General features: G+C 35.8%; 24 protein-coding genes. 13 read left to right on the top strand and 11 right to left on the bottom strand.

What is annotated here, in order from left to right:
- Positions 1-484: 484 nt before the first annotated feature.
- The 6 genes from BAZ10_RS13475 to BAZ10_RS13445 form a co-directional block, all read right to left on the bottom strand.
- Complete coding sequence (locus BAZ10_RS13475) at positions 485-1,402, bottom strand: metallophosphoesterase family protein (protein WP_078772470.1); 918 nt, start codon at positions 1,400-1,402, stop codon at positions 485-487.
- Positions 1,403-1,454: 52 nt separating this feature from the next.
- The gene (locus BAZ10_RS13470) at positions 1,455-3,245 is read right to left on the bottom strand and encodes a RagB/SusD family nutrient uptake outer membrane protein (protein WP_078772469.1); all 1,791 of its coding nucleotides are present in this window, start codon (positions 3,243-3,245) and stop codon (positions 1,455-1,457) included.
- A gap of 27 nt (positions 3,246-3,272) precedes the next feature.
- The gene (locus tag BAZ10_RS13465) at positions 3,273-6,266 is read right to left on the bottom strand and encodes a SusC/RagA family TonB-linked outer membrane protein (RefSeq protein ID WP_078772468.1); all 2,994 of its coding nucleotides are present in this window, start codon (positions 6,264-6,266) and stop codon (positions 3,273-3,275) included.
- Between the two features lie 313 nt (positions 6,267-6,579).
- A complete protein-coding gene (locus BAZ10_RS13455) occupies positions 6,580-6,912 on the bottom strand; it encodes a hypothetical protein (RefSeq protein ID WP_078772466.1) in 333 nt (110 codons plus the stop codon).
- A gap of 110 nt (positions 6,913-7,022) precedes the next feature.
- The gene (locus tag BAZ10_RS13450) at positions 7,023-7,313 is read right to left on the bottom strand and encodes a hypothetical protein (protein ID WP_078772465.1); all 291 of its coding nucleotides are present in this window, start codon (positions 7,311-7,313) and stop codon (positions 7,023-7,025) included.
- Between the two features lie 72 nt (positions 7,314-7,385).
- Positions 7,386-8,279: an IS1595 family transposase gene (locus BAZ10_RS13445; protein WP_078772464.1), complete on the bottom strand. Its 894-nt coding sequence runs from the start codon at positions 8,277-8,279 to the stop codon at positions 7,386-7,388.
- Between the two features lie 477 nt (positions 8,280-8,756).
- On the opposite strand from BAZ10_RS13445, the gene BAZ10_RS13440 reads away from it, so the two are divergent.
- Both BAZ10_RS13440 and BAZ10_RS13435 read left to right on the top strand, forming a co-directional pair.
- Entirely contained in the window at positions 8,757-9,176 is a 420-nt protein-coding gene (locus BAZ10_RS13440; protein ID WP_078772463.1) for a hypothetical protein, read from the top strand.
- A gap of 16 nt (positions 9,177-9,192) precedes the next feature.
- Complete coding sequence (locus BAZ10_RS13435; RefSeq protein WP_131828795.1) at positions 9,193-9,591, top strand: hypothetical protein; 399 nt, start codon at positions 9,193-9,195, stop codon at positions 9,589-9,591.
- A 98-nt stretch (positions 9,592-9,689) separates the two neighbouring features.
- Here the strand turns inward: BAZ10_RS13435 and BAZ10_RS13430 are convergent, their stop codons facing one another.
- Together BAZ10_RS13430 and BAZ10_RS13425 are read right to left on the bottom strand one after the other, a co-directional pair.
- Entirely contained in the window at positions 9,690-9,935 is a 246-nt protein-coding gene (locus tag BAZ10_RS13430; protein WP_078772461.1) for a hypothetical protein, read from the bottom strand.
- 20 nt (positions 9,936-9,955) lie between these two features.
- On the bottom strand, positions 9,956-10,891 hold the full coding sequence (locus BAZ10_RS13425) for a zeta toxin family protein (protein ID WP_078772460.1): 936 nt from the start codon (positions 10,889-10,891) through the stop codon (positions 9,956-9,958).
- A 445-nt stretch (positions 10,892-11,336) separates the two neighbouring features.
- On the opposite strand from BAZ10_RS13425, the gene BAZ10_RS13420 reads away from it, so the two are divergent.
- On the top strand, positions 11,337-11,912 hold the full coding sequence (locus tag BAZ10_RS13420; RefSeq protein WP_078772459.1) for a helix-turn-helix domain-containing protein: 576 nt from the start codon (positions 11,337-11,339) through the stop codon (positions 11,910-11,912).
- On the opposite strand, the gene BAZ10_RS13415 is transcribed toward BAZ10_RS13420, so the two are convergent.
- Genes BAZ10_RS13415 through BAZ10_RS13405 form a run of 3 tightly spaced genes read right to left on the bottom strand, consistent with a single transcriptional unit; the run spans position 11,899 to position 15,041 of the window.
- The gene (locus BAZ10_RS13415) at positions 11,899-12,585 is read right to left on the bottom strand and encodes a phosphonatase-like hydrolase (protein WP_078772458.1); all 687 of its coding nucleotides are present in this window, start codon (positions 12,583-12,585) and stop codon (positions 11,899-11,901) included. The genes BAZ10_RS13420 and BAZ10_RS13415 overlap by 14 nt on opposite strands.
- A 15-nt stretch (positions 12,586-12,600) precedes the next feature.
- Entirely contained in the window at positions 12,601-13,758 is a 1,158-nt protein-coding gene (locus BAZ10_RS13410; protein ID WP_078772457.1) for a TIGR03364 family FAD-dependent oxidoreductase, read from the bottom strand.
- Entirely contained in the window at positions 13,734-15,041 is a 1,308-nt protein-coding gene (locus BAZ10_RS13405) for a DUF5690 family protein (protein WP_078772456.1), read from the bottom strand. The genes BAZ10_RS13410 and BAZ10_RS13405 overlap by 25 nt, the downstream gene beginning before the upstream one ends.
- Before the next feature lie 335 nt (positions 15,042-15,376).
- Here BAZ10_RS13405 and BAZ10_RS13400 point away from each other — a divergent pair, with 335 nt between their 5' ends.
- The 10 genes from BAZ10_RS13400 to BAZ10_RS13355 all read left to right on the top strand — a co-directional run bounded on the left by BAZ10_RS13400 (position 15,377) and on the right by BAZ10_RS13355 (position 26,916).
- The gene (locus BAZ10_RS13400) at positions 15,377-17,065 is read left to right on the top strand and encodes a tetratricopeptide repeat-containing sensor histidine kinase (protein WP_078772455.1); all 1,689 of its coding nucleotides are present in this window, start codon (positions 15,377-15,379) and stop codon (positions 17,063-17,065) included.
- A gap of 12 nt (positions 17,066-17,077) precedes the next feature.
- Positions 17,078-17,743: a response regulator gene (locus BAZ10_RS13395; protein ID WP_078772454.1), complete on the top strand. Its 666-nt coding sequence runs from the start codon at positions 17,078-17,080 to the stop codon at positions 17,741-17,743.
- 473 nt (positions 17,744-18,216) lie between these two features.
- Positions 18,217-19,344: an alpha/beta hydrolase-fold protein gene (locus tag BAZ10_RS13390; RefSeq protein ID WP_078772453.1), complete on the top strand. Its 1,128-nt coding sequence runs from the start codon at positions 18,217-18,219 to the stop codon at positions 19,342-19,344.
- Positions 19,337-20,713 (top strand): leucyl aminopeptidase family protein, encoded by a 1,377-nt coding sequence (locus BAZ10_RS13385; protein WP_078772493.1) that lies wholly within the window; start codon positions 19,337-19,339, stop codon positions 20,711-20,713. The genes BAZ10_RS13390 and BAZ10_RS13385 overlap by 8 nt, the downstream gene beginning before the upstream one ends.
- A gap of 16 nt (positions 20,714-20,729) precedes the next feature.
- On the top strand, positions 20,730-21,935 hold the full coding sequence (locus BAZ10_RS13380) for an ATP-grasp domain-containing protein (protein WP_078772452.1): 1,206 nt from the start codon (positions 20,730-20,732) through the stop codon (positions 21,933-21,935).
- Between the two features lie 17 nt (positions 21,936-21,952).
- Positions 21,953-22,666 (top strand): alpha/beta fold hydrolase, encoded by a 714-nt coding sequence (locus BAZ10_RS13375; protein WP_078772451.1) that lies wholly within the window; start codon positions 21,953-21,955, stop codon positions 22,664-22,666.
- 44 nt (positions 22,667-22,710) lie between these two features.
- Positions 22,711-23,664 (top strand): ATP-grasp domain-containing protein, encoded by a 954-nt coding sequence (locus BAZ10_RS13370; RefSeq protein ID WP_078772450.1) that lies wholly within the window; start codon positions 22,711-22,713, stop codon positions 23,662-23,664.
- Between the two features lie 47 nt (positions 23,665-23,711).
- Positions 23,712-24,812 (top strand): carboxylate-amine ligase, encoded by a 1,101-nt coding sequence (locus tag BAZ10_RS13365; protein ID WP_078772449.1) that lies wholly within the window; start codon positions 23,712-23,714, stop codon positions 24,810-24,812.
- A gap of 61 nt (positions 24,813-24,873) precedes the next feature.
- On the top strand, positions 24,874-25,707 hold the full coding sequence (locus BAZ10_RS13360) for a type 1 glutamine amidotransferase (protein WP_078772448.1): 834 nt from the start codon (positions 24,874-24,876) through the stop codon (positions 25,705-25,707).
- Positions 25,708-25,722: 15 nt separating this feature from the next.
- Positions 25,723-26,916 carry an ATP-grasp domain-containing protein gene (locus tag BAZ10_RS13355; protein WP_078772447.1) on the top strand — a complete coding sequence of 398 codons (1,194 nt, stop codon included), beginning with the start codon at positions 25,723-25,725 and terminating at the stop codon, positions 26,914-26,916.
- Positions 26,917-26,999 lie beyond the last annotated feature (83 nt).

Here is a 26,999-nt window from a genome sequence, read left to right as displayed (position 1 = left end):
TTTCAGTCATACTTATTAACTTTACTCCGCTTAAACAGTTCTTTTAGTAACCATTTTTGCGTGGGCAAAACTAATAAATTTTATTAACATGACCAAATCTTTTTTCTAAAAAATTTTAATCGCTTTTTCGTCTCAATTATCTCCTGCTCCCCTTACAACTCTCATTGTTTAGGACTGCAAAAGTAGAAAAAACACCTATACTCACCAAACTTTATTACACCTTTTTTAACATAATATACCTAACTAACTGAATACACGCGAGAAAAATTTAATATTATGTTCACATTGCAAAAACTGAACTCTTTTTATATCCTCTATATATCGCTCTACACCCTTTAAAAACCGTGGTTTTCTTTTAAGCATTTGCCAGAACAAGCTCTTTCTAGAAGCCCACGCGTTCTTTTTTAGCTTTAATACCTCTCTATATATATGTAAAAACTAAAAATCCGGCACAAAGCCGGATATTATATAATATATATATGTATTAATAGTGGTGAACGATATATTCATTCTCGAATGTACCATCATCATAAAACTTTAATATTGCATACCCAGGAGGTGTTTCCTGATAATAAAAAGGTTTAGCAGATCGTTTATCTCCTTCTCCCCACCAGAATCCGGACATCGCACCATTACAGAAATAGTACACATCATTGTACCAGGCTCTATCCAAAAGGTGCTGGTGACCACTAAGGCATCCTTTTACTTTATCTTTATGTTTATAGAAAAGGTCTTTTAATGCTACATGATCTTTGTGCTGTCCACCTTCAAAGGTTCCGGTAACCGTAAGTATTGGATAGTGCGACATAATAAGCGCGTATTCTCCCTGAGGAATATTCTCCAATTTCTGTTTCAACCAGTTCATTTGTTCTGGATCTAATGTCACACCAGAATTATTACCATCTAACATAATAAAATGCCATTTCCCTTTTTTAGCGCTATAATAACGATTAGGCATTTTAAGCCTTTTAGCTGCATAAGGTACTCCATACATTTCATCCGATTTTCCACCGGCCCACCAGATATCATGATTTCCTACACAACTGTACATATCATAATCTGCAATTTCTTTGATACAGGTATCCCAGGCATTCCACTGATCATAAACTTCCTGACGTGTAGAATTGTCTCTGTCAACAGCCATAATAGAATCTCCGGTATTAAGGAAGAAATCTACTTTCTTTGTTTTCACTTCTTTCAGGCATTTCACAAAGCGTTCCATAACCTTAGGATCTGCCGGCAAGTGTACATCTGTTATATGTGCTACCGTCAGTACAAGTTTCTTTTTCAGATTTACATTTTTGTCTTTCAGAGTTGACGCTAAAAGATTGGTAGCAGTTCCTCCTAACATAAGTGCGGAAGCTGCAAGCGGAACTTTTGCCAAAAACTTTCTTCTTTTCATGATATATTATTCTGTTTCTTTAATATTAGTCTTCGAAACTCCGGAAGGCATTTTACCACCCCGGTGATTGTTTAAGTTTAGGGTTAAGAATTAATTGACTTGCCGGTATTGGAAGATAGTAATATTTAGGATCAATAAATGTTCTTGGCAGTCGTCTGTCTTTTTCGAACATAATATTACCTGAAGTACCTCCTGAAAGATAGAAGACACCATCAGAAATATAAAACTTGGTTAGTTTCGCTCTGATATCCGCAGGAACATTACTTAATGGATCTTCTTTTCCAGGAGCTTCAAGGATTGCAATATCCGGTTTGCCATCACCTGTCACATCCATTGCTCCAAGTGCCGGAGTATAAATACCTTTGGAAGCTTGTCCCAATAATGCTCCGGACTTCCAACGGAATAAATCATCCAATCGTTTGTCTTCACAAGCCAATTCAACACGACGTTCACGTCTGATTTCTAAAAGAACACCTCTGTTTCCACCGTTAATATTAGGATATTGTTTTGCAAGATAGTTATCGGGTGTTGCATTAGCTGCTAGCATAGAAAGATCTGGCATCTTCACTCTTCTACGCAAAAGATTCACGGTATTATCGAGATCACCCTGCGTTAAAATTCCTAATTCCGCTTTTGCTTCTGCATTAACTAATAATACCTCAGCAAACCTATATATAGGAAGATCTGTATAATTCAGTTCCCATCCTCCTCTTAATGATGGATCTCTAGGATAAAATTTAATTTGAAGATATCCACCAAAAGCAGGCTGAAGCATATAAGGATCACCATTCGGAATTGTTGCATACCCTGGAGGCATAATCGTTTCTGCCATACGTGGATCACGGTTGGCAAATACTTCAGTAAATGTTTTCTTATCATAATCCGTAACTGAAGTAAAAGGCGTTCCGTCCTTCATCAGGAATTCATCTGCGAGACTTCCACTCAGCGCCCACTGCCAACCCAATACTGTATGGGTATTATTACTCACTCCCTGATCTTTATTATTTTTTTGCAAGAAAATAACCTCCTTGTTACCGGCAAGACTATTACTGGCAAACAATGCCCGGAAATCTTCGGCTCCTTTTCCTGTATTATAGATACTGAATCCGCCATTGCTGATAATATCCTGAGATGCAGTTACAGCACGGTTAAGAAATTTAGCAGATGTATCCTGCAAGCCTAATTCATCATGATATTTTCTAAATGTACCTTCATACAATGCAACTCTGGACAACAATGTAAGCGCAGCCCATTTCGTAATCATGGTATTATTTGTTTTTGCCGGCAATACATTAGCAGAAGCATATTCCAGGTCGCTCATCACGGAATCCATAACCAATGCTCTAGGATCTTTAGGTTTATATAATGCATCATCTGTATCCCCTAGTACATTAGAATACCACGGTACATCTCCGTATTTTTTTACCATATTAAAATAAAAGTTGGCTCTAAAGAACTTGGCCACCCCTTTATAATGTCTAATTAATGCCTGATCACCTGTTGCCTTTCCTGAGTTTTCTAACATATAGTTAATAGATCTCAATTGCCTCCAATCCCATCCGTCTATATTCGCAGGTGTAATGGACCCTCTTAAAAGATTATCTGTATTACTGGCTCCGGTATAAACTGATATATTGTCTGAAAACACATCGGTATATGGTGCCGAAATATAACTGTAAAAACCATTGGTATACGTCTCTAAATCCTGAGGATTATTAAAAAAGTTTTCTTTTGTAATGTCTGTTATCGGATCTTTTTGCAGAAAATCGCTTTCACAAGACATTATGGATAAGCTCGCTAGTATAGCTAAAACTCCTGTAGATATATAGGTGTTTAGTTTCATTTTTATATGCTTAAGAAATTATAGATGTTAAAAGTTTAAGTTCATACCGAATGAGTATGTTCTCTGAAAAGGATAAGCTGCTTGCCCTAAGGTTTCAGGATCCAGTTTTACTTTCAGATGCGATATCTCGAATATATTCTCGGCACTGAAATAGAAACGAATCTTATTAAAATGAATTTTAGAAGTTTCTTTCAGTGGCAGGGAGTAGCCTATAGTCACATTCTTTACACGGACATAGGAAGCATCCTGCATATAGCGTTTATTTGGAATGCCCAGCTGCTGCATGTTATCTTCTGCCGTATAAGCTCTTACTGCAGGGAAATATCCATTAGGATTATCCGGTGTCCAGTGATCAAGGTTTTGCTGTGTTACGTTAGTCCATGGCTGTGCATAAACGCCCCAGAAGTAAATTGTTCCTGCTCCAGGATACCAGTCTCTTTTCCCAACCCCTTGTAAGAAGATACGCAAGTCTATTCCTTTCCATTCTCCGGATAAGTCTAAACTAAATGGAAAACGAGCGGATGTATTTCCAACTACATATAGATCTCCAGGATTGTTTACTGTTTTATCGCCCATGTCTACTTTACCATCACCATTACGATCTCTGAATTTTGGATCTCCCGGATAGAATCTGTAAGATTGATCATCGGTACCCATTGCGGTCTGATTAGGGTGATTCTTAATATCTGCCTCATCTTTAAAGAAGCCCTCTATTTCAGCTCCCCAAATTTCACCGATTTCCTGGCCTACATAATATCCAGAAAGTAATTTTGCAGGATTATCAAATCTTGTAATATATGATCGGCTATCTGCAAGTGTAAATGCCACATTATAACGGAAAGGAGAGCCTGCTAATTTAAACTGATCATTCCATCCTAATCTAAATTCCCAACCTTTAGTCTTAAGATCTCCCGCATTCACTTTAGGTTCAGATGCTCCAAAAACATTAGGGAGGATTTTCCCCGGAATCAACATATCTTTGGTATAACGGGTATATTTATCAAAGTTTAACTGTAGTCGATTATTAAAGAAAGCTAAATCTGCTCCGAAGTTTACTGTTGAAACTTTTTCCCATGTAAAATTATCGGAAACAGCACCCGGAGCATAAACAGCGATAGGACGGCCATCTCCAAGAATCTGTCCCACAGTTCCGGTACCCATCGTTGGGATATATGGATAAGCTATTGTATTCTTATCTTTATCTATCAGATCCTGATTACCAAGAGACCCATAAGATCCTCTGAATTTTAGTAAGTTAAGACCAATTGTATTTTTCACTCCTGCAAAGAAGTTTTCATCTGACAACACCCAGCCTGCAGATGCCGATGGGAAGAAGCCCCAACGGTGACCTTTCGGGAATCTGGAAGAACCATCATAACGGCCGTTTAATTCCAACAGGTATTTATTCTTAAAGTTATAAGCTGCTCTATAATATACCCCCTGCAATGCCCATTCTATAATCCTTTCGGTTTCTTCCATTGTACCTGTACTCAACCCAATAGAAGGCAATGAAGTGGAAATAATATTATTCCTTTTTGCTGAAGAGTAGCCATATCTGTTATATTCCTGATTAAAACCTCCTAATAATTGAACATAGTGGCTTCCAAAGTTTTTATGAAAATCGGTATATACATTATACACGTAATATCTTCCGGTCATATTCTCGTTTCTGGCCCATGATGTTGTAGAGCCTGTGTAAGATATCGGCTGCATTGGTCCTGTTTTGTAGGCTACAGGGATATCATAAGAACGGGTAATTGATGATGTATTTCTGAAAGTTGCTTCAGCCTTTAAATCCCATACCTTTTTAATAATAGAAGCATTCGCTGCAAATGAGATCTGGGTTTGTCTAAATTCATTCTTGGAGCGTCCGCCATCCTGCAATCTTCCCAAAATGCTAGCTCCATCCTTTGTCCAGGTTCCATCTGGGTTTTTAGGCACGCTTAGAGATGGTGTACGGTTTACATTCCAAAAGAAAAGGTCATCTATAAATACCGGAGAATCATAATCCGAGAATGTAAAAGCTGTATTGGTAGATAAATCTAACCATGGATTGATATTAAGATCTACCTTACCTCTCATGTTATATCTGTTATAGATATCATTACCATATCGAAGCATTCCGTCCTGGCGGTAATATTCCCCTGAAAGTAAATAACCTACTTTATCCAACTTTCTGGATATACTGATGTTATTGGTAAAAGTAGGTGCTGTATCGTTATATGCTTCTTTCAGCCAGTTAGTCGATCCGTAATACGCCCATGAATTAGGGTCTGAAGGACTCAGAATTACACGGGGAAGATTTGGATTATTGGCAATCTGTCTGGCATATTCTCTTTCATTTTCCGGGAAGAGGTTATATAAAGGAGTTGCTGCGTCATGCTTATACTGCATAACCGTCAGAGGATCTGTTACCAATTCCGGCAGCTTTCCTACAGTTCTGTATGCTGTATTGGTATTTACAGATACATTCAGCTGACCTCCTTTTGCACTTTTAGTTGTAATCAATACCACCCCAAATGCAGCTCTTGCTCCATATATTGCAGCAGCTGCGGCATCTTTTAGTACAGAAACACTTTCTATATCTGCAGGGTTTAGCCTTGATAGGTCCTCACCACTATAAGGTACATTATCTACCAAAATTAAAGGATTACCTCCATTTACACTGGTGAATCCTCTTACATTAAAGTTTGCTGCCGAAGTAGCTCTACCATTGTCTATGGTAATATTAAGGTTAGGAATAAGTCCTTGCAAACCTGCACCGATATTGGTGATAGGCCTGTTTTCAAGCTTCTTTGCTGAAACCATATCTACGGCACCGGTAAGGTTAACTTTTTTCTGTTTTCCAAAACCGACAACAACTACCTCATCTATATCTTTAGATCTGGATAGCGTATCCGCTTTTTTGGAGTTTTCTTTCTTTAAAGGTACTTGCTGGGCTATAGCAGTGTAGGAAGTACACAGGAAAAACGCAATAGCGACCTTCAAAGAGCCTTGGGCAATAATCGAGCTTCTTCTCATGGTTTAAGTTTAAGGCACCTACATACAATTTGACACTTAATTTAAAAAATAAAATTCATAACAACATTATATATGGATAACCTATAAATAATGTTGTTATGAATAAATTCTTGAATTTACTATTCAAAATTAAGCCTCTTTTTAAAGCTTTTATATTTCTTGATTATCTTATAAGATTCAAAAAATTACCTCCAAAATTTAATCTGACAAATAACAAAAATGAAATTATTATGTCCAATAATAAGATTGGGAAAGTATTATGTGCTTTTTATATGGATGAATATTTTCAATATGAAATTCTTGATGATACAATCTAAATTTGTATACTATTCCACAAATCTTGTAAAATTTCATCATCAATATTTAGACTTTCATTAATTTTTTCAATAGGTACAGATTCATATTGAGCAACCAAACAAATTGAAAAATAAATATGTTTTTTCGCTTCTTTTTCAAAAGCATTTAGATTAAAATTTCTATTCGGAAATGTGAAAATTATTGTAGATTCACAAGGACTCGTAACACTTTTAGCACCCAATTTTTTTAATATTGTAAGGATTTTTTCTCTAAGTGATAAATGTTTTTCAACAAAATCAAAATCGTCATTATCTGAAATTACATCATAAGATAAATGGTATTTTCTCATAGTCTTTTAATTTAAGCAATAAAACTACAAAGAAAACACAATATCTTGATTGCGGGAAACCGTAATAAAATCTCACTATTATTGAAAATAGTGAGATTTTTAATTCCCAATTATTTTTTCAATTTCTTTACCTCTTCCAATATAGTATTGTAGGTGTCAGAAATAGATACTTTATTGTTGAAATATTCCAATAATTCTCCTGCACGGAAGCCATCTGCTACCTCACGAGAACCCGTTCGCACATATAGATACAGTCTAAAGCATGCTTCATATTTTTCTGGAGTTTCGGGATTGTTTTCAAACCCCATATTAACTTGTAAGAACTCTATCAATTCTTGTTCGTTTAATTTACTTAAATCAATCTCTATTTGAGTTTGTTCATGTTCAATTTTTTTGGACATATCTGTAATTTTTAAATTGTTTTGCTAGTTTATATATCCACAAAATATTTTCAGAATAAGTAATCAATTTTGTTATTTAAGATTTGACAATAGGTGTACGAATAACTGTCCTTCTTTCATATGTCTTGTGTTATGTCTGAAAACAAACTCATTAACATAATATTGCAAATGTTTTCTTGATACAACACGGTATACACCAATGATTCCTCTTTTTAAATGGCTCCAAAAGTTCTCAATTGTATTGGTATGTGCATTGTCTCTCACATATTCTCTCTTTCCATGATTTACAATGTGGTGAATATAATAATCCTTGAGACCGCCATAAGCCTTCCATTCGTCAGTATAAACAGTATCAAGAAGATTAACTTTACTCAAAACAATAGGTTCCAAATCTTCACGACTCACTGACTTAACAACTTGTGCAACAACATTTCCACCTCGCTGAATCAAACCAAGAACAGGAGTCTTATCTTTAAAGCTTCTTCCTTGGGAATGTTTTACTTTCTTATTTGCATGGCGGTTTTTATTTTTCCCACCTACATAGGTTTCATCTATTTCAACCTCGCCCGATAATAAATGTTCATTTTCAAACTTACATGCCTTTCTTATTTTTCTAAGCATATTCCAAGTTGTCTTTTGGGTTAACCCAAGTTCTCTTTCCAATAGTTTAGATGACAATCCTCCTTTGTGTGTTACGTACAGCCACATTGCTATAAACCATTTTCTAAGCGGTACGTTCGAATTTTTAAAAATATCTATACAACTTTTTATTGTGAAATACCTGCCTGTATTCTTACACTTGTAGCGTTTATTACATTTATAAACTACCGAATCTTTATCAAACGGAGAGATTGGTGTTCCTTTCCAAAAAGCTTTTTCCAAGAAATCTATACATGATTGCTCGTCTTTAAATGTATCGAAAAGGTCTATTACAGAGTTTAATTTTATCCCATCAAAAATGTTCATATCTTCTATTGTTAGAAGAATACTATCCGTTTATTGATGGTATTATAGGTTTGAAACGCTAATGTTTTACTAAGTCAAAGACTGATTGTTTTACATTCCAAAAACTCCTTATATTTACAGGATATAACGGATATAGAGATTCCGAACAAGACATCAACGACAACATAGAAAGTGTTTAACGACATTCCTCGAGTGAATCTGGTACATTTAATTGAAGGGAATATAGTTAGCAACTCTCATGTCATATACCTATGGCGTGGGGGCTTGCTGCTTATTTGACTTCAAAGGTTTACCAGAACCCACTCGATAAAATAAGTTAGCAGTCCTCACGCTTTCTTTTATTTACAAGTAACTCTTTTTCGAGGCTGAAAAGAAACTAAAAAATCAATCTATGATTAACCGAACTACGGATTTCCGTAAGGAAAGGACCTTACAATGCCAGTATTTTGTAATGTTTAACTATCAAAACCTAAACCTATGAGAAAAGTACTTTTACTATTATCGGTTGGAACTATTGGTTTCGTAACTACTGTACATGCACAATCTTATGAACAGTATAAGAAACAGAAAGAATACGAAGCCCGTTATCAACAGGAACAATTACAACAACGAAAAAATCAAGTTAATGCTTATTATAGACAATACATTACTGTAGCTACAAATTATTTAAACTATTATAAAATTAGCCCAAAAGCTCCAAATGGCTTGGTTAGATTTAGCTATTTTATAAAAAAATATTCCAAAACATATTATGAAGAACAGAGACTATGGAATATAGTATATACCTATTATTATGGTGGTGATTCAAGCTTGTACACTAAAGCAAGTAATCTACGGGATAGAATTAAACATACTGAATACGCAACTGATTATGACGTTGTTGATACCAATAAATAAACTAAATCAATCTATCATGAAAAAATTACTTATCATTACTTTCTTGTGCATATTTTCAGTAACCTTTGCTCAAATATCATTTACCATACAAAGTACATTAATGACTTATCGACACAAAAAGGCAACTGAAACTAACTGGTCTGATTGGTCTGAAAACATTCCATCTAAGGAAAAAATAAATATTGATATACCCAATAATAAAATAACATTTTCTAATCCAGATAATCAAGAAGTAAATGTATTTACAATAGTATCTGGTAATTATGATAAAGCTGACAGAGTAGTATTTTTACTTAATGATAAGGAAAATCGTAAAGCTTTAATGGAGTTCATTTCTGAAAAAGATTATGATTCCAAAATAGTCACCCTAAAGATTAATACTTTAGAAATTGTATACATTTGTAATCCATTATAAATTTGAAACAAAAAATCCAGTAATAATTTACTGGATTTTTTTCTTATTTAAAGCAATATATATTATTGAATTATTGAAGAACAGATGATCTAAAAATATTAATCTTGTTTTACAAGAGATTCTGCAAAGTGTACGAATCTATCAATATCATTAATCTCCCTAGAATATAATTTAGATACTGCTTTTACATACTTTCTACCTGATCCGAAACCTCTTATGACAACTATTTTTTTTACATTAATTGAAAGTTCCGAATAATCTTTATCCTTAAATCTAGCAAATGTTGCTTGTCTAAGTACTGACTTATTTCTAAGATTTTGTTTACATATTTTTTTTGGTTTCATTTTACAAAGATATAAAATTGTTATTTAAAGACGTTTACAGGACTTTCTTCATCGGAATATAAAATTATAGGATTGGAACCTTGAGAGACATTGGTAGATAGTTTTCCAAATGTTTTAATGGGGACGTCTTCAATTCCAATTTTATCTTTCAACCTATAAAACGTAAGTATACAATCATTTCCGTATCCATCAAAAATTAAGCTTAATGGTACGTAGCGATGAGTTTTGATAAAACGGCTTATTGCACGTTGTGTTGCTAAACGTCTATCTAAACTTACGCAAACAAGGTGTACCTCGTAATCTAATTTATTTAATACTGTTGCTAAATTATTAATTTTTTTTTCATCATGTCCAATTTTAGGTATAACAATATTAGCCCCTTTTTCAATACATTCTTCGAACAGACATTTAAAATCATCAGGCTTGTCACTAACGCTAGCACCAAAAACAAGATAATCTGATTCATCATGAACTAGCGAAGCACCAGCTGGATTATCTACATACTCAGGAATTTTTCTTTTTGCGAAATCTGAATCTAAAATTATAGCACCATAATGATCTGCAATTTTATTGGCAATTGTAGATTTACCTGATGCAGGTAATCCAATAATTATTATCGCCTTTTTTTCCGTTAAAAGTTTACATTTAGGCAGTGTTCCGCCAACTCCCAGACATGTATTGTCATCATCGTCATCTCTTTTAATAGTTAATAATTCTGTAACTATTTGTTTTCTTAATTTCCACCGATCTCTATTATCTTTATATTTTCTATCCCTATTTTCAGTACTTAAAAAAGTCGATTTACTATCAATATAGTTTTTTAATTCAGCTTCACCAGATTTTATTTTTCTAAGTATTGAATCATTACTAGAATCTTCATAATTAATAACTTTTTCTAAAAAATGCTCAATTAAATCTATGTTATCTAGTTTTCTTAGATATGGGTGTACATTCATTTGATACTTATTAGTTTTTAAATGTATCACAAACTTAAAGAAATAAAAGCAATCTATTTTTTAATAATGAAAATAAATTTGCATTATTAATATATATAAAAAAATTGAATTAAAAAAGTATATACAAAATATTTTTAACTAATGGTGTCAAATTGTATGTAGGTGCCAAGTTTAATTATTAGAATTATTGTTTATTAAATTTTTATATAAATAAGCACTACTAACAGCAACATACCTCCGGCAAATGAAGACGCAATTAAGTCACTTTCTAAACAATTTTGTAATACAATATTGACATACTTTAGTATTAAATTGCCCTCCTCACAACTCTCTGAAAAGCCTTACTTTTCCGTTTATTTTTTCTGGTTTTATTTGTACAGTAATTCACAGAAAACAATCAAAATTTATATCTTTAAAGCCCCAATATTTTTTGGAGAGCTGAAATATGGAAGATTACATTATTACTGTTGGAAAGAGAATCAAACAAATACGAAAGGATAAAAAGCTTACAATTAATGACATTGCACAAAGAGCTGATGTAAGCAACGGTCTTATTTCCCGCGTGGAAAATGGACGTACGATTCCCTCCCTCCCCGTATTATTTTCTCTGATTTCCGCTCTGGAAACAGATATTGCCTTATTCTTCAAAGATCTTCCTGTGCAATCCCAAAACCCTTTCCTTGTCTTTAGGAAAGAAGAAATGACGCTGATTGAAAAGGAAGAAAATGCTGAAGGTTTTATATATCAGCATATATTCAGTAAGCAATTCCCTTTTGTAGGCTTCGAATGTGTACTATTAGAAGTACATCCAAACTCAAAAAGAGAAAAGGTGGTTACCGATGCATTTGAATTTAAGTTTATAATTTCGGGAGAGTGTACTTATATCATTGGCGAAGAAGAAGTTCTGCTGAAACAGGGAGATTCTATATTTTTTGACGGAAGAATTCCGCATGTCCCTGTAAACAGAGGAAACCTCTCCTCCACTATGCTCGTTGTTTATTTCTATATTAACCCGGAATAATATGATCCAGATCCGCCAGCGAATCCAGAATATAATCCGGATTAGCAGCTTGTAACTGCTCTCTGGTCTGTGCTCCGCTTAATACACCTATTGTAATTCCGCAACCGGCATTCTTTCCTTCTTCTATATCAATTTCGGAGTCTCCGGCCTTCAGTACAAACTGACTATCATCTATGGCTAAATCTTTCATCGCTTTATAAATCATATTCGGATGCGGGCGACCATTTAGTACATCGTCTGCAGTAATTACAGCATCTATATCACGACCATTTTCCCAACCTACCTGTTGAAGAAGTTTATTAGCTGTTTTTGAGTCGTAACCCGTATTAAGCGCTATTTTTATTCCTTTGGATCTTAAACGGTCAAACAATTCAGGTACACCGTTTACAGGTTTTACCTGTACTTCATCATATGCCAGCTCCAGAGCCTTCTGGAAATATGTAAATATTATTTCTGCCTGCTGTTCTGTATTTTTCTCCTCTGTACAGTTTTCTAGTACATCTTTTATGGCTTGTTGCTTTTCTTTTCCCGCTCCATATTGCAATACCTCTTCTAGGCTTACATTATATCCATATTCATTCATTGCCTTCTGTACTGTCTTATACACCAGATTATCTTCATCTATTGTTGTTCCTGCCATATCAAAAACAACCAGTTTTATTTTCTTCTCCATTCTCTATCGCTTATTTTACATTAAAAGTTTATTGATATTTTCTTTAGAATAACCTGCACTTCCGGTCATTCCTTTACCACCTATACCTGTGATAATATGAATTTGTCCGTCAATTGAATGCTCGAATACATCGTGGTTTTTACATTGTGAATAAATTCCGAACCATTGTCTCTGAATTTCATAAGTAGGAAGATCTACTATCTTTCTGGCTTCTGCCAGCATAAAAGCATTGATATCTTCTTTAATATCATATCCAAGATCATCCATGTCCTTTACATCTGCATACTCATGAGAATCTCCTATTATAACTGATCCGTCTGCAGCTTGCTTGAAAAGGATATGCACACCCCATTTCTTCTCGAGTGTATCTTTCTCTTCTCTTGACTTGATCTCATTAAAAGACGGACACTCGTGGAAGCTTTCATATCTGCGGATACTAAGTCCCGTTAGTACTGATCCAGGCAAGATATAATCAGATGGCTGTGGCACCGTCTGCAACATTTGCAGCTTGGTAACTTCCAGATCACTTTGTGCAAATAACTCCGGATATAGTGTTTTGAACTCGCTACCATTACAAATAATAACATTCTGCGCTAAAAGCTTATTGCCTGAAGATGTCAAAACTTCGGCTTTTCCATTTTGTACTGAGCAATGAATTACCTGTTGATATGTTAACAACTTTAATCCTTTCTCTTGTACCAGATAAGCCTGTAACCTATGAATCATAGTGCGAGGCTCTACTGTAACTTCCTCCGGAAAGAACAACCCGGCTTTTACATAATCTGTACGTAGTCCCGGATATTTTGCTAAACATTCTTCTTTTGTAAGAAGTACCGACGAATAGTCATTGTTTTTATTGATCTGATACAACTCTTCTATCAGGGCTACTTCTTCTTCATTGGAGGCAAAGTAGGCCGAACCATTCTGACGAACTGTAATGTCAAATTTACTTTGCAGCTCTTTGTAAATCTGTAAACTTTCTCTTCCATAGTTTTGCCATTTAGTATCCATTCCGGAAGGAACTACCTGTCCAAAATTACGGGTTGTAGCGCTTTGAGGAGCTTTATCTTTCTCCAGTACTGCCACTTTAAGTCCTTTTTCCAAAGCATGATATGCATGGAAGGTTCCCAGAACTCCGCCCCCGATTACTATAAGGTCAAATTCGTTTTCCATTTTTTTTCTTTATGTATATTTTCAGAGTTATTAAATTTACGATTGAGGTAGAAATATGAATACAATACAGCTAATAAGGCTATTGCTGACAATATATAGGTACCTGAGCAGAAGAAATCTAACCAGGATATTCCTCCAACGCTAAAGTTTTTGTACAACAGAACCAACATACTTCCTAAATAACCAAAGGAATCGGCGAGATAGATAAGGAATCCTGCATTCCCTTTAATTTTAAAAGCGGCTATAAACCGATCAAAAAACAATGCATTGAAAGGCACATAGCATATATATAATCCAAAACCTGTTGCCACCATCCAGATAAACGCTCCGATATGATGGTACTGAAACAACAAAGTGGAAGCTGCTAATGTTACAATTCCCAGCAATAGCAAATAATGATAGATATATAGTGCTTTAATATTATTCTTGATAAAATAGAGTGCTCCGAAAATAAGAAGTACAATAAGCGAGACAACGATTTCGGATTTACTGTATACACTTACATCTCCTGTATAACCGATACTATCCCAAAGCTCTCTTGCGAAATTATCCCGGAAGTCTCTAAAAGCCGTAAGTAACGTGTAAAACAGAATAAGAAAACTAAAAGGCAGTGCAAACTGACGAAACACTTTCTTCCTCTCTGCACGGTTCATTGGTACACGTTCAGATTTTTCGGCAATATCCTCTGCTGTAGGCGCCGGAATTTTTTCCAGTAAAAAAATAAAAACCAATAAGGGCAAAAGGAATAATACACCCGTTACTACAGGCATCCAAAACTCTGAAACACCCCAGTACTGCATTACCCACATTCCGACAGACTTTACAACACCACTGGAAACTATAAAACTTGTACAAAGAATAATACCTAATATTTCGGTTGTTTTCCGACCTTCCAGATAGGAAAATACAATTCCCCAGATCATTCCCAGTGGCAACCCATTCAGGAACATAAATACTACATTATACGGAGCCGGAACGATTGCAAAAAGGAACAATGCCAGCTCTGCCATCAGAATTAACCCCAGAAAATAGAATTTACGCTTGTTAGGTGTGAGTTCCGATATTACTTTGATTCCGATAAACTTAGAAGTTGCATATCCCAGTACCTGCAGTAGAATAAGGGCGATTTTATAATCTACACCCCAAACCTGCAAATGATCGTAGCGGGCAACTGTAAATGGCTTTCGGAAAGCATACATGCAAAAGTATGCTCCGAAAGCAGCTATTGAACTATATAAAAGAAAAGTAAATTGTTTTGTTTTATTCTCCTGTGATGATTTCATGGCTATGATATGTTAGTACATTTCATAAAAATGAAGTCCTCGGTACTATTGCATTTATGATCTAAAACAATAGCTTTAAAGAAATGGTTATTAGTTTTCATTTTTACTATTTGTAAATTTTATATGCCAAAATTGATTAAATATTTACAAATAATAACTTTTTGAGTATTATAAAATTGTTAATCCAATATTAAATTTTCTTATTTCAGGGACAGACAATTGCGGAATCTCTACACAAAAGAAGTAGTCGGACTTTACTCAGAAATTCATCTTTATTCTTTAAATTTGTCACTCATGCTGTCTTTTTTAGCCAAAGCACTTTAGCCCTATAAATTTTGAAACACTGTTTATTTTTCTTAATTACAGCTTTTTTTATTGCATCGTGTACTAAAACAACTAGTACCAAGGGCATAACGGCACCACATTCCATCCAAAATGCAGATTATGATAAAGCCTGGAAATTTATTGACAAAGGCGACGACAAAAATGGTTTTATCTATCTGGATAAAGCAAAAGATGCTTATATAAAAGCCGGAGATAGTTTTTCTGCAGGAAAAAGCTTTGTAAACATGGCTATTATTCAGGAGCGGGTAAGCGATAATATGGGAAGTATAGAAACCAGCATTACTGCATTAAAGTTTCTAAATGAAAAGAATCCAAATCATCAAAGCTTCCTTTCCAGTAATTATAATAACATGGGTGTTGCTTCCAATAGTTTAAAAAACTATGCTGATGCTGAGAAATATTATAAGAAAGCCTACCAGTTTTCTCAGGACAAGATTGAAAAGATTATGATTATGAATAATCTGGCAAACTGCTTTCATAATCAGAAAAAATATGGAGAAGCTGCTTCGGTATTCAAAAAAATAAAAGACAGCCTTCAGGCAAAAGATGATATCTATTATAAAATATCCTCCAACCTGGCTAAAACCTTATGGTACGAAAATGCTAAGTACAATCCAATTCCTGTCTATCTGGAAGCTAAAGAATATTATGCAAAGGAAAAAGATGACTGGGGGCTGGATGCTTCCTATGCTTATTTATCAGAATATTATCTTCACACCAACAAAGACTCTGCAATGTTTTACTCTAACAAGATGTATGATATTGCAAACAAACTAAAATCTCCTGTTGACAGGCTGGAAGCCCTACAGAATATGATTGTACTGGAAAAAGGAGATCAGTCGAAGAAGCATTTTACAGAATATTATAAACTTTCGGACAGTATACAGGAAAGCAATAATACCTACAAAAATCAGTTTGCGGCCATACGATTTGAAAGTGATAAAAACCGCATAGCAAAACTGAATCTGGAAAAAGACCTGGTACATAACCAATATAAAATAATTCGTCAGCAGGTCTTCATTTATTCTGTATCGGGAGTACTTATACTTCTGCTGATTACCGGAATACTATGGTACAAACGGAGAAAAGCCAAACTGGAGCTCCTGGCTCAGGATAAAATAAAAGAAGAACGGCTTATCCTTTCTAAAAAGGTGCATGACGTAGTTGCCAACGGGCTTTATCAGGTAATGTCCAGAATAGAGTACAATGATGATTTTAGTAAGAATGAGATCCTTGATAAACTGGAGATGATGTACCAAAAATCCAGAGATATCTCCTACAATCCTTTATCTTCTTCTGAAAAGAAGTTTAAAGATCGTATCTCTGAATTATGTTTATCTTTCCAAAATAGCTCGCGGAGAATATTTGTTGTCGGAAACGAAGATGCTATATGGAATACGCTGAATACAGATATTAAGGAAGAAGTATTTCTTATACTGCAGGAATTTTTAGTAAATACAAAGAAACACAGCCAAGCTGACAGAGTTGTTATAAAATTCAGTTCTGAAGAAGGAAAATTTCATCTCAGATATTCTGATAACGGAACCGGACTGGATGAAAAAGCTTCTCACAACAATGGATTACAAAGTATACAACAACGGGCAACCCATATAAAAGGAATATTACATATATTACCCAATGAAGGGAAAGGATTTCTGGCAGAGATATCCATACCTTAATTACAACAGATTATGTTTAGAAAAATACTTATTGCTGAAGACCATGAAAGTGCAAACCTTTCTGTACAGAAAACCCTAGAGGACTACCCTGCTTCAGCTACAGATTTTGTATATTATTGTGATGATGCTCTGGACAGAATTGAAAAATCGGTTCAGTTGAAGAATCCCTATGAGTTACTCATCACAGATTTGTCTTTTGAAGAAGATCAGAATATACAAAGGATAAAATCGGGATTTGAGCTTATCACCCTGGCTAAAAGTGCTGCCCCTAATTTAGCTGTTATTGTATTTTCTGCGGAAAAGAGAGCCGGAATTATAGATTCTCTGTTCAAAGATTATGGCGTAGATGCCTATATTCATAAAGGCAGGACAGATGTAAAAGAACTAAAGCTGGCCATAGATGCTATATATAATGGAAAGAAATATCTATCAACAGATTCTCAGCAATCTTTGAAAGAGATTAATTCTTTTGAATTTTCTTCATTCGATGTAAAAGTTATTTCTCTTCTGGCAGAAGGCATTCTGCAAAAGAATATTCCTATATATCTGCAGCAGGAAAACATCTCTCCAAGCAGCCTTAGCAGTGTCGAAAAACGTTTGAATATATTGAAAGATCAGCTTCAGGTAAACAACAACGAACAGCTTGTTGCATTCTGTAAAGATCTGGGAATTATATAAAAAACTGCTCCGTTACGGTTTCCCGTAAGGCCATGCAAAATTTCATTCCTATTTTTGCGGCTGAATACAAATGCAGAAAATTTAATTCTAAATTCATTTCCTATAGAGCCTGTCGTTAATTTTTTAACGACGGGCTTTTTTATTTTCAGAAATATTCTCTTTCCTGAGAATTTATCCATTTGAAATATCTAACCAACTTATTATCAGCTTTCAGAAGATAAAAATCTCAAAGTTGTTTATCCATGCACATTACAGCGATTTTCTATTCCTATTTTTCAATTTTAATTTAATGTAAACTCAATCTGAAAAAACAACGCTGAAAAGTGAAATAATATCCATTTACCCCGATAACCATTACTATTCTCTAAACAAACACCCATTTAAAATAAAAATAAACTACAAAGTATTGCATAATTACATTTTTTATTTAACTTTATTAGAATTAAACAATTCAGCACAAAAACACAATTCTGATGAAGTTTTATTTAAAAACAGATAAAAACGATGAAAGAACGATATTCATCACCGGGAATTTTAACAATTGGAATCCACGGGACAAAAGCTATAGCCTGCAAAAGACTAAAGACGGATACTTTATAGAAATCAGTGATGATAAATTGCCTTCCGAGGTAGAATATAAATTTACCAAAGGAGGTTGGGAAAATGTAGAGATGGATAGCGAAGGGCATTTCACCTCCAACAGAAAAGTAAAAAAACAAGCAAAAAAGGTTGAAGATATTGTTGAAGACTGGCGTCTGAATTGGGCTCCGTTCAAAGAACAGTATTTCCCAAAGATAGAACTGATCTCCGAAAACTTCTATATACCACAACTGAATAAAACCCGAAAAGTATGGGCCCTTCTTCCTTATGATTATGAAACTTCTCAGAAAAGTTACCCTGTACTCTATCTGCAGGATGCACAAAATTTATTTAATGAGGGAAGTGCTTATGGTAACTGGGAAATAGATAAGAAACTTTCTCTTCTGGCAGAATATGGAATTGGGGATATTATAATTATAGCTGTAGAGCATGGAAGCCAGGATCGTATTCAGGAATATGTATTCGAAGACGAAAACAAATTCGCTGTAAAAGCCGAAGGCAAAAAGTATATCCGTTTTATTACAGACACATTGAAACCTTATGTAGACCAGAACTTCCGGACTCTGCCTGAGAGAGAACATACCGGAATTGGGGGAAGCTCTTTAGGTGCACTTATCAGTATCTATGGCGGTTTTTTATATCCTGAAGTCTATTCCAAGCTGATGCTGTTCTCACCATCATTATGGTTGAATCCTAATAATAATTTCCCGATGCTTAGCTTCCACCAGCCTTATCATACCAAAGTATATATCTATGGCGGCGAACTGGAGGGTTCTGATATGGTAAAACGAATTAATCTGTTTAAAATAGCCATGAAACGATGGGAAGAGAGTAAGTCTATAGAATTCGATATCAGAACCAGCATACACCCGGAAGGGAAACATCAGGAATTTTACTGGTCTCAGGAATTTCCGAGAGCATTAGAATGGCTATTCTTTGATAAGCTGGAAAATCCTAAAGAAAGAAAAAGAAAATACAATAAAGCAAAACAAAATGTCTGACACTACCCAACATATTTATATTTACTCAGAATCTTCGTGGAAAGAAAATCGACACCTCTTTTCTGATTCTTTACATTCATTTTTTTCGGGAAAAAAGAATGAAAGTTTCGTGTTGGCATCAGACAATGAAACTTCCTTGTTAGTAGGTATTGGAGATTCGTATACAGAAAACAACCTTACAGATATCGGCCAGAAGTTTTCTTACGATTACAGAGAAAAGTTATCTGCAAAAATTACATTCTTACATGCTGATATTTTAAGTTCCAAGGAAATAGAAAGCCTTTTATTAGGGTTTTATCTAGGAACCTACCTGTATCCTTTTCAGGCGACACACCCGCTATGGGATACTGAATTCCGATGGGCAAATATTGAGCAGTTTGATGAAAAATACTCCAGGATAAAGGCTATTTGTAAAGGTCAGTTTATTTGTATGGATTGGCTGAACAAACCTGCTAATTTTAAAAAAGCGCCACAGCTAAGTAATTTTATACAAGACAAAGCTCAGGAATACAACTTCACACTAACTACATACAACCGCAAACAATGTGAGGAATTAGGACTTGGAGCATTTCTGGCAGTTAACCAGGGAAGCCATCAGGAAGCTGCTTTCACTATTCTGGAATATAAATCTGAAGCCAAGGATGCCCCTACAATAGGACTGGTAGGCAAATGTGTACTTTTTGATACTGGCGGAATTTCTATAAAGCCTGCCACTAATCTGCACTATATGAAAAGTGATATGGGTGGTGCTACAGCTGTTCTAGGTGCGTTGATAGCCGCTGCAGAAATGAAATTGCCGGTAAATATTACGGCCATACTTCCTATAACTGACAATGCTGTTTCTAACAATGCTTACCTACCGAGTGATGTGATTACCGCCTATAATGGCAAAACAATAGAAGTGATAGATACTGATGCCGAGGGACGCATGACTCTTGCAGACGGGCTTAGCTATCTTTCAAAAAATTATAAAACCGATTATCTGATAGATCTGGCGACTCTTACAGGAAGCGCTGTACGAATGTTCGGAACAACTTGCGGAGCTCTTTTTTCAAACGATAGAAGTTTGCAGGTACAGCTAGAGGAATCCGGACAAAAAACAGGACAACGTCTTTGGAATCTTCCATTATGGGAAGACTGGGAAGACGAGATTAAATCGGATGTAGCCAATCTTAAAAATATTTCACTGAAACCTGTAGGCGATTGTATAGTTGCCGCTACTTTTTTAAAGCATTTTATCAACGACCATCCCAAATGGGCACACCTGGATATTGCAGCCATGTGTTTCGGGAATGTAATTTATGCAAAAGAGAAAGCAGCCACTGGCTATGGTGTAAGACTCCTAATAGACTTTATAGAAAAATTGTAAAAACTAAAAACACAAGATGAAAACATTCGTTTGCCTTTCCAGCTATTACAAAGGCTATGATTTTATGGATGAATGCAAAAAGCTGGGCAATAAAGTCATCCTGATCACTTCCGAAAGCCTGAAAGAAAAAAACTGGCCCTGGCATGCCATAGACGAGGTTTATTACATGCCGGAAACAGAGCCTTCAGTCTGGAATTCCGACCATATGATACAGGGATTTGCCTATCTTATGAAGATCCACAATATAGATACCGTTATCGCTTTAGACGATTTCGATGTGGAAAAGGCTGCGCTAATCCGGGAAACATTCCGTATACAGGGAATGGGACAAACGACGTATCGATATTTCAGAGATAAACTGGCTATGCGCCAGATGGCAAAGGACAGCGGAATTAACATTCCTCCTTTCGCTCCTGTTTTTAATGATAGCGTTATTGCAAAGTTTATTGAAGAGAATCCTGCACCCTGGGTTCTTAAACCTCGATCTGAAGCATCTGCCAGTGGTATAAAGAAAATACGTTCGGCAGAAGAACTTTGGAAAGTGATGGAAAAACTTGGTGAAGACCGCATTCATTTTTTGTTGGAAGTATTCAAGCCCGGAGATGTTTTTCATGTGGACTGTTTAGTTTACAATAAAGAAATTAAATTTATTTCCTGCTCCAAATACCTTTCTCCTCCTATGGCAGTATCGCATGATGGTGGTATCTTCCGAACCAAGACGCTTGCAGAAAATTCAGAAGATTTTAAAAGCTTAGCAGAAATAAATCAACAAGTTCTTTCCAAATTTGGGATCGTACATGGTGCTACCCATTCGGAATTTATCAAAAGTAATGAAGATGAAAAATTTTACTTTCTGGAAACATCTTCCCGTGTAGGCGGAGCACATATTCCGGATATGGTGGAAGCATCTACTAATATAAATCTTTGGCGGGAATGGGCAAAAATTGAAACGGATGTTCTCAATAAGAACAAATATGATCTTAGTTATGAGAGAAATTATTTTTCCGGGCTCATCATCGCTCTGGCAAAAGACAAACATCCTGACATTACCGATTTCCAAAGAGAGGAACTGGTAAAGTCCTTAAATCTGGAACATCATATCAGCCTTCTGTATAAGTCAGATTCTGCTGATAAAATAACCGAGGCATTGGATGATGCAGCAGAAAAAATCTATGCACATCATCTTAGCATTCTTCCTCCACAGGCAAAACCAACATCCTAAACACTAAAAACACAAATATGCCACAGGTAGAATACACAGACTATTATTCCCATATTTTAGGGAGAAAAATAAATATCCAGGTGACAGGGCATTTCGGACATCCTATTATTATGTTCCCAACGTCGCAAGGAAGCCTTACTCAAAACTCCGATTTTCATCTTAACGGATCTATAGATCATTTCACAGAGAGCGGAAAGGTAAAGCTGTTTAATCTGGAAACATTGGACAAAGAGAACTTCTACAACGACAATATTTCCCCTCAGGAAAGAATATGGCGTTATGAGAACTATGTCCAGTTTCTTATCCGGGAATATATTCCGTTTATCCAGAAAACTCATCAGGTACATCGTGTAGCAATTGCCGGTTGTAGCTTTGGTGCTTATCATGCCACCAATTTTGCTTTCCGCTATCCGGATGTAATTTCCCACCTTATAGCGATGTCCGGAGCTTTCTCTATCCGAAATTTCATGGATGGTTTTAGCAACGATACTGTTTATTTCAATTGCCCCGAGGAATTTATGCGGGACGATGCTTCCTGGAAATTCGGGCATATGCATATTGTCCTCAGCACCTCCGATCAGGATGTTTGTCTGGATAAAAATATCCGAATGTCCAATATTCTACGCTCGAAGGGAATTGACCATTGGTACGATGAAGCTAAATGGATTAACCATGACTGGCCCTTGTGGAGAATGGTTTTTCCAAAATTTATAAGCGCTTATTTCTCATAAAGACACTCTTAACTAAAATATTTAATACAGAAAAAAATACAATTATGGCAAAAAAAGTCGGAATACTATTTGGGATGGAAGATACTTTCCCTTGGGCATTTATAGATAAAGTAAACGAACTGGGAAAAGGTGAGATTATCGCTGAACCGGTTAAGATTGATGTACTGGAACAAGGTGCAGATTATGGCTATGCAGTAATTATAGACCGGATTTCTCAGGATGTTCCTTTCTATCGTGCTTATCTAAAAAATGCAGCACTTAATGGTACTTACGTTATCAACAATCCCTTTTGGTGGAGTGCAGATGAGAAGTTCTTTAACAATGCACTAATGACTAAACTGGGAATTCCTTTGCCGAAAACGGTTTTGCTGCCGTCCAATGACAGACCAACCAATACAAGCGAAACGTCGTTCAGAAACCTAACTTTCCCGCATAACTGGGAATATATTTTCAATTATGTAGGTTTTCCAGCTTATATGAAACCTCATGATGGTGGTGGCTGGAGAAATGTTTATCGCGTAGAAAGTCCGGAGGACTTGTGGAATAAACTTGCGGAAACGGAGCAACTAGTCATGATGGTACAGGAAGAAATTATTTTTGAAGACTACTATCGTGTATACTGTCTGGGCAAAAAATATGTTCACATCATGCCTTACGAGCCAAGAAATCCGCATCATTTACGATATGCGGCAAAATCGCAGTATTCAGGAAAGCAATTAGAAGACTTACTAAAAACCATTCATAACTATACTATTAAAATGAATGAGGCTTTAGGTTACGATTTTAATACTGTAGAGTTTGCTGTAAGAGATGGTATTCCTTACGCTATCGATTTCTGCAATCCAGCACCAGATGCCGACAGAAATTCTGTAGGAGAGGAAAACTTCGAATGGATTGTAGAACACGCTGCTAAACTGGCTATTGAAAAAGCTAATGAATATGTTCCGGGCAAGCCGAATATTTCGTGGGGAACTTTCGTAAAAGATTCTGTAAAATAAATCCGCAATATGCGGGCTTCTCAAACTAAAAATTAAAAACACACAAAATGCATAAATTCACAATAGGTATAGAAGAGGAGTATCAGATTATCGATGCAGAAAGCCGGGATTTGGTTTCACACGTTTCCAAAATTATAGAAAGTGGAAAGGCAATATTGAGTGAAAATCTCAAGCATGAAATGCATGAGTCCATGGTAGAAATGGAAACAGGTATTTGTCAGAATATTCAACAGGCGCGTGAGGAGCTCACCAGCCTGCGGCGTCAGTTGGTAAAAATAGCACACGATCAGGGGCTTCGTGTTTCCGGAGGAGGAACCCATCCTTTCTCTCATTGGAAAGATAATATCATTACCAAAGCCGAACGTTATAACAAAATTGTAAATGACATGGGCGATGTCGCCAGATCTAACCTGATCTTTGGTCTTCACGTACATATTGGAATCCCGGACAGAGAAGAAGGAATTCGTATTCAGAATGTAATGCGCTACTTTCTACCCCATGTTTATGCGCTTTCTACCAACTCACCTTTTTGGGTAGGCAGACTTACGGGCTTTAAATCTTATCGTCAGGAAGTTTTCGCCAAGTTTCCGAGAACAGGTATTCCAAGTTATTTTAGCAGTGTTGCAGAATTTGATGCTTATGTTAACCTGATGATAAAAACCGGTACTATAGACAATGCTAAAAAGATATGGTGGGATCTTCGCGTGCATCCTTTTTATCCAACCATAGAATTTAGGATTTGTGATATGCCTTTTACAATAGATGAGACCACCTGTCTTGCTGCAATTATGCAATCCTTAGTTGCGAAAATCTATAAAATGCACAGGCAGAACATCAGTTTCCGTTCTTACCGCAGATTATTGTTGAGTGAGAACAAGTGGCGGGCTTCTAAAGACGGAATACATGCAGACCTTATTGACTTTGGTAAAGAAGCCAGCGTGCCTTATGCAATTCTGCTTGATGAATTATTGGAATTTATAGATGATGTTGTTGATGAATTAGGCTGCCGAAAAGAAGTAGAATATGCCCGTGAAATTATAAAAACAGGTACCGGTGCCGACCGACAATTAAAGATATTCCACGAAACCGGAGATATTAAAAAGGTGGTAGACTATATGATTCGTGAAACCGAAAAATCCGTACTTTAACATCCCTGAACACTGAAAAACAACTTTTTACTTTATTACATTTGTAGAAAATATACAGATTATGAACCACGAAATAAGAATCGCAATACTCGACATGAACAACAATCATCCTAACCAAGGGATGCGAAATATAAAGGATATATCGGAAACTTTCAAAGCAAATTCCGGATATCAGGTTAGTATTGAGATTTTTGATGTTCGTCATCAATACGAAATGCCTAAAATTGAAGATTTCGATATCTTCATTTCCTCCGGAGGTCCTGGAAATCCTCATAAAGAAGGTTTTGTATGGGAAGAGAATTACAATCGTTTCCTCAATGCTATATGGAAACACAACAAAGAACAGGAATCCAAAAAATATATGTTCCTTATTTGCCATTCATTCCAGCTGGCCTGCATTTATTGGGATTTGGCAGAAGTTACCCAAAGAAAATCTTATTCTTTCGGAGTTATGCCGATCCATAAGACAGAAGCCGGTGAAAAGGATTTTTTACTGAAAAATCTTCCCGAACCTTTTTATGCAGTAGATTCCAGAGCCTATCAGGTTATCCAGCCTAAAACGGATCATCTGGAGAAACATGGTATGCAGATTCTGGCACTGGAAAAAGAGCGCCCATATATTGACCTGGAAAGGGCTGTAATGGCTATTCGGTTTTCCGATGAAATATTTGGAACTCAATTTCACCCCGAAGCAGATCCGAAAGGATTTTTAGAATCTCTGAAAGTTGAAAAATACAAGAACAGTATTATAGAGGATTACGGATTGGATAAATATCAGGAAACTATTGACCGTATTGACGATGAAGATAAAGTAGTACTCACAAGAAAAGAAATCCTGCCAGTATTTTTGGAGTTTGCCGCACAGCAGATTTCCAAAACTGTTTCACTGGCCTAAAAACACAAATATGATATGATTCCTAATCTCAGAAAGCAGTTTAATGATGCTTTCTCACCAGAGAAATATCAAAAACTAAAAGATACCTGTCAACAACATTCATCTACAGAAATTGGATTCAGACTTTCGGAAAGTCCAATTTTTGTTGATAAAGTTTTTCAGGAAAAACTATTTAATGCAGCCGAGTCTATTATTCAGCAAATAGATTCTTTTTCTGCCGAAGAACTAAACAAAGCGATCCCTTCTCAGTCTTTGGTTCCAGGTGATGACTCCCATTATCATTTTCTGGCAATTGATTTCGGAATATGCAGAAATGAATCCGGAGAGCTGGAACCTCAGCTAATAGAATTACAGGCTTTCCCTTCCCTTTTTGGTTTTCAACGCCAGTATGAGGAAGATTTAAGATCCGTATATCCTTTCCTGGATACTTTCAAAAGGCGTATCCCAATAAATGATTACATCGAGAAACTAAGGAATATTATTATCGGAAACGAAAATCCGGAGAATGTCATTCTGCTGGAAATATTTCCTGAACAGCAAAAGACAGCTGTAGACTTTAGTGTAACTGAAAATTTCCTGGGCATAAAAACCATTTGCCTGACCAAGCTTATAAAAGAAGGCCGACAGCTTTTCTACGAGGACAACGGGAGAAAGATCAAAGTAAACCGTATTTACAATCGGGTAATCTTTGATGAACTGGATAATATTCCGGATCTGAAAACTGATTTTCATTTTACAGATGATGTGGATGTAACCTGGGTAACACATCCTAACTGGTTTTTCAAGGTTTCTAAATTTATCCTTCCAAAGCTGAGCCATGCTTATGTTCCGAAAAGTTATTTTCTGAATGAAGCTCCCGATGACTTAGATTATAGCCAGTATGTATTAAAACCTCTTTTCTCTTTCGCAGGAAGTGGTGTAAACATACATCCCAAGCAGGAAGATATTGACAGTATAAGTGACAAAGAAAATTATATACTGCAGAGAAAAGTGAACTATGCTCCAATATTTGAGGATATCAACGGTGAATTTTCTAAAGCAGAAATCCGTCTATTGTTTGGTAAAGCGGAAGGAAGTAACAAATTAGAATTCCTGGTAAATCTTGTAAGAATGACCAAAGCGGAAATGGTGAATGTAAATTTCAATAAGAAAGATGCAATCTGGATTGGCAGTACCATGGCCTTTTTCGAAAGTGATCTTCAGAAATAATTAAGTTAAGCGCCTGTTTAAATTTTGATTAAAAAAATATTAGACTTCGACAGGCTCTTATATTCATTCGCATACTTATAAAC

Source organism: Elizabethkingia occulta (genome assembly GCF_002023715.1).
Lineage (GTDB): Bacteria > Bacteroidota > Bacteroidia > Flavobacteriales > Weeksellaceae > Elizabethkingia > Elizabethkingia occulta.
Note: the sequence above shows the minus strand (reverse complement) of the source record. Positions and strands in the feature narration are given on the sequence as shown.

Bases quoted from the DNA above. Each gene is read 5' to 3' on its own strand.
- BAZ10_RS13475 (WP_078772470.1), bottom strand. From the start codon at position 1,402: ATGAAAAGAAGAAAGTTTTTGGCAAAAGTTCCGCTTGCAGCTTCCGCA.
- BAZ10_RS13470 (WP_078772469.1), bottom strand. From the start codon at position 3,245: ATGAAACTAAACACCTATATATCTACAGGAGTTTTAGCTATACTAGCG.
- BAZ10_RS13465 (WP_078772468.1), bottom strand. From the start codon at position 6,266: ATGAGAAGAAGCTCGATTATTGCCCAAGGCTCTTTGAAGGTCGCTATT.
- BAZ10_RS13455 (WP_078772466.1), bottom strand. From the start codon at position 6,912: ATGAGAAAATACCATTTATCTTATGATGTAATTTCAGATAATGACGAT.
- BAZ10_RS13450 (WP_078772465.1), bottom strand. From the start codon at position 7,313: ATGTCCAAAAAAATTGAACATGAACAAACTCAAATAGAGATTGATTTA.
- BAZ10_RS13445 (WP_078772464.1), bottom strand. From the start codon at position 8,279: ATGAACATTTTTGATGGGATAAAATTAAACTCTGTAATAGACCTTTTC.
- BAZ10_RS13440 (WP_078772463.1), top strand. From the start codon at position 8,757: ATGAGAAAAGTACTTTTACTATTATCGGTTGGAACTATTGGTTTCGTA.
- BAZ10_RS13435 (WP_131828795.1), top strand. From the start codon at position 9,193: ATGAAAAAATTACTTATCATTACTTTCTTGTGCATATTTTCAGTAACC.
- BAZ10_RS13430 (WP_078772461.1), bottom strand. From the start codon at position 9,935: ATGAAACCAAAAAAAATATGTAAACAAAATCTTAGAAATAAGTCAGTA.
- BAZ10_RS13425 (WP_078772460.1), bottom strand. From the start codon at position 10,891: ATGAATGTACACCCATATCTAAGAAAACTAGATAACATAGATTTAATT.
- BAZ10_RS13420 (WP_078772459.1), top strand. From the start codon at position 11,337: ATGGAAGATTACATTATTACTGTTGGAAAGAGAATCAAACAAATACGA.
- BAZ10_RS13415 (WP_078772458.1), bottom strand. From the start codon at position 12,585: ATGGAGAAGAAAATAAAACTGGTTGTTTTTGATATGGCAGGAACAACA.
- BAZ10_RS13410 (WP_078772457.1), bottom strand. From the start codon at position 13,758: ATGGAAAACGAATTTGACCTTATAGTAATCGGGGGCGGAGTTCTGGGA.
- BAZ10_RS13405 (WP_078772456.1), bottom strand. From the start codon at position 15,041: ATGAAATCATCACAGGAGAATAAAACAAAACAATTTACTTTTCTTTTA.
- BAZ10_RS13395 (WP_078772454.1), top strand. From the start codon at position 17,078: ATGTTTAGAAAAATACTTATTGCTGAAGACCATGAAAGTGCAAACCTT.
- BAZ10_RS13390 (WP_078772453.1), top strand. From the start codon at position 18,217: ATGAAGTTTTATTTAAAAACAGATAAAAACGATGAAAGAACGATATTC.
- BAZ10_RS13385 (WP_078772493.1), top strand. From the start codon at position 19,337: ATGTCTGACACTACCCAACATATTTATATTTACTCAGAATCTTCGTGG.
- BAZ10_RS13380 (WP_078772452.1), top strand. From the start codon at position 20,730: ATGAAAACATTCGTTTGCCTTTCCAGCTATTACAAAGGCTATGATTTT.
- BAZ10_RS13375 (WP_078772451.1), top strand. From the start codon at position 21,953: ATGCCACAGGTAGAATACACAGACTATTATTCCCATATTTTAGGGAGA.
- BAZ10_RS13370 (WP_078772450.1), top strand. From the start codon at position 22,711: ATGGCAAAAAAAGTCGGAATACTATTTGGGATGGAAGATACTTTCCCT.
- BAZ10_RS13365 (WP_078772449.1), top strand. From the start codon at position 23,712: ATGCATAAATTCACAATAGGTATAGAAGAGGAGTATCAGATTATCGAT.
- BAZ10_RS13360 (WP_078772448.1), top strand. From the start codon at position 24,874: ATGAACCACGAAATAAGAATCGCAATACTCGACATGAACAACAATCAT.
- BAZ10_RS13355 (WP_078772447.1), top strand. From the start codon at position 25,723: ATGATTCCTAATCTCAGAAAGCAGTTTAATGATGCTTTCTCACCAGAG.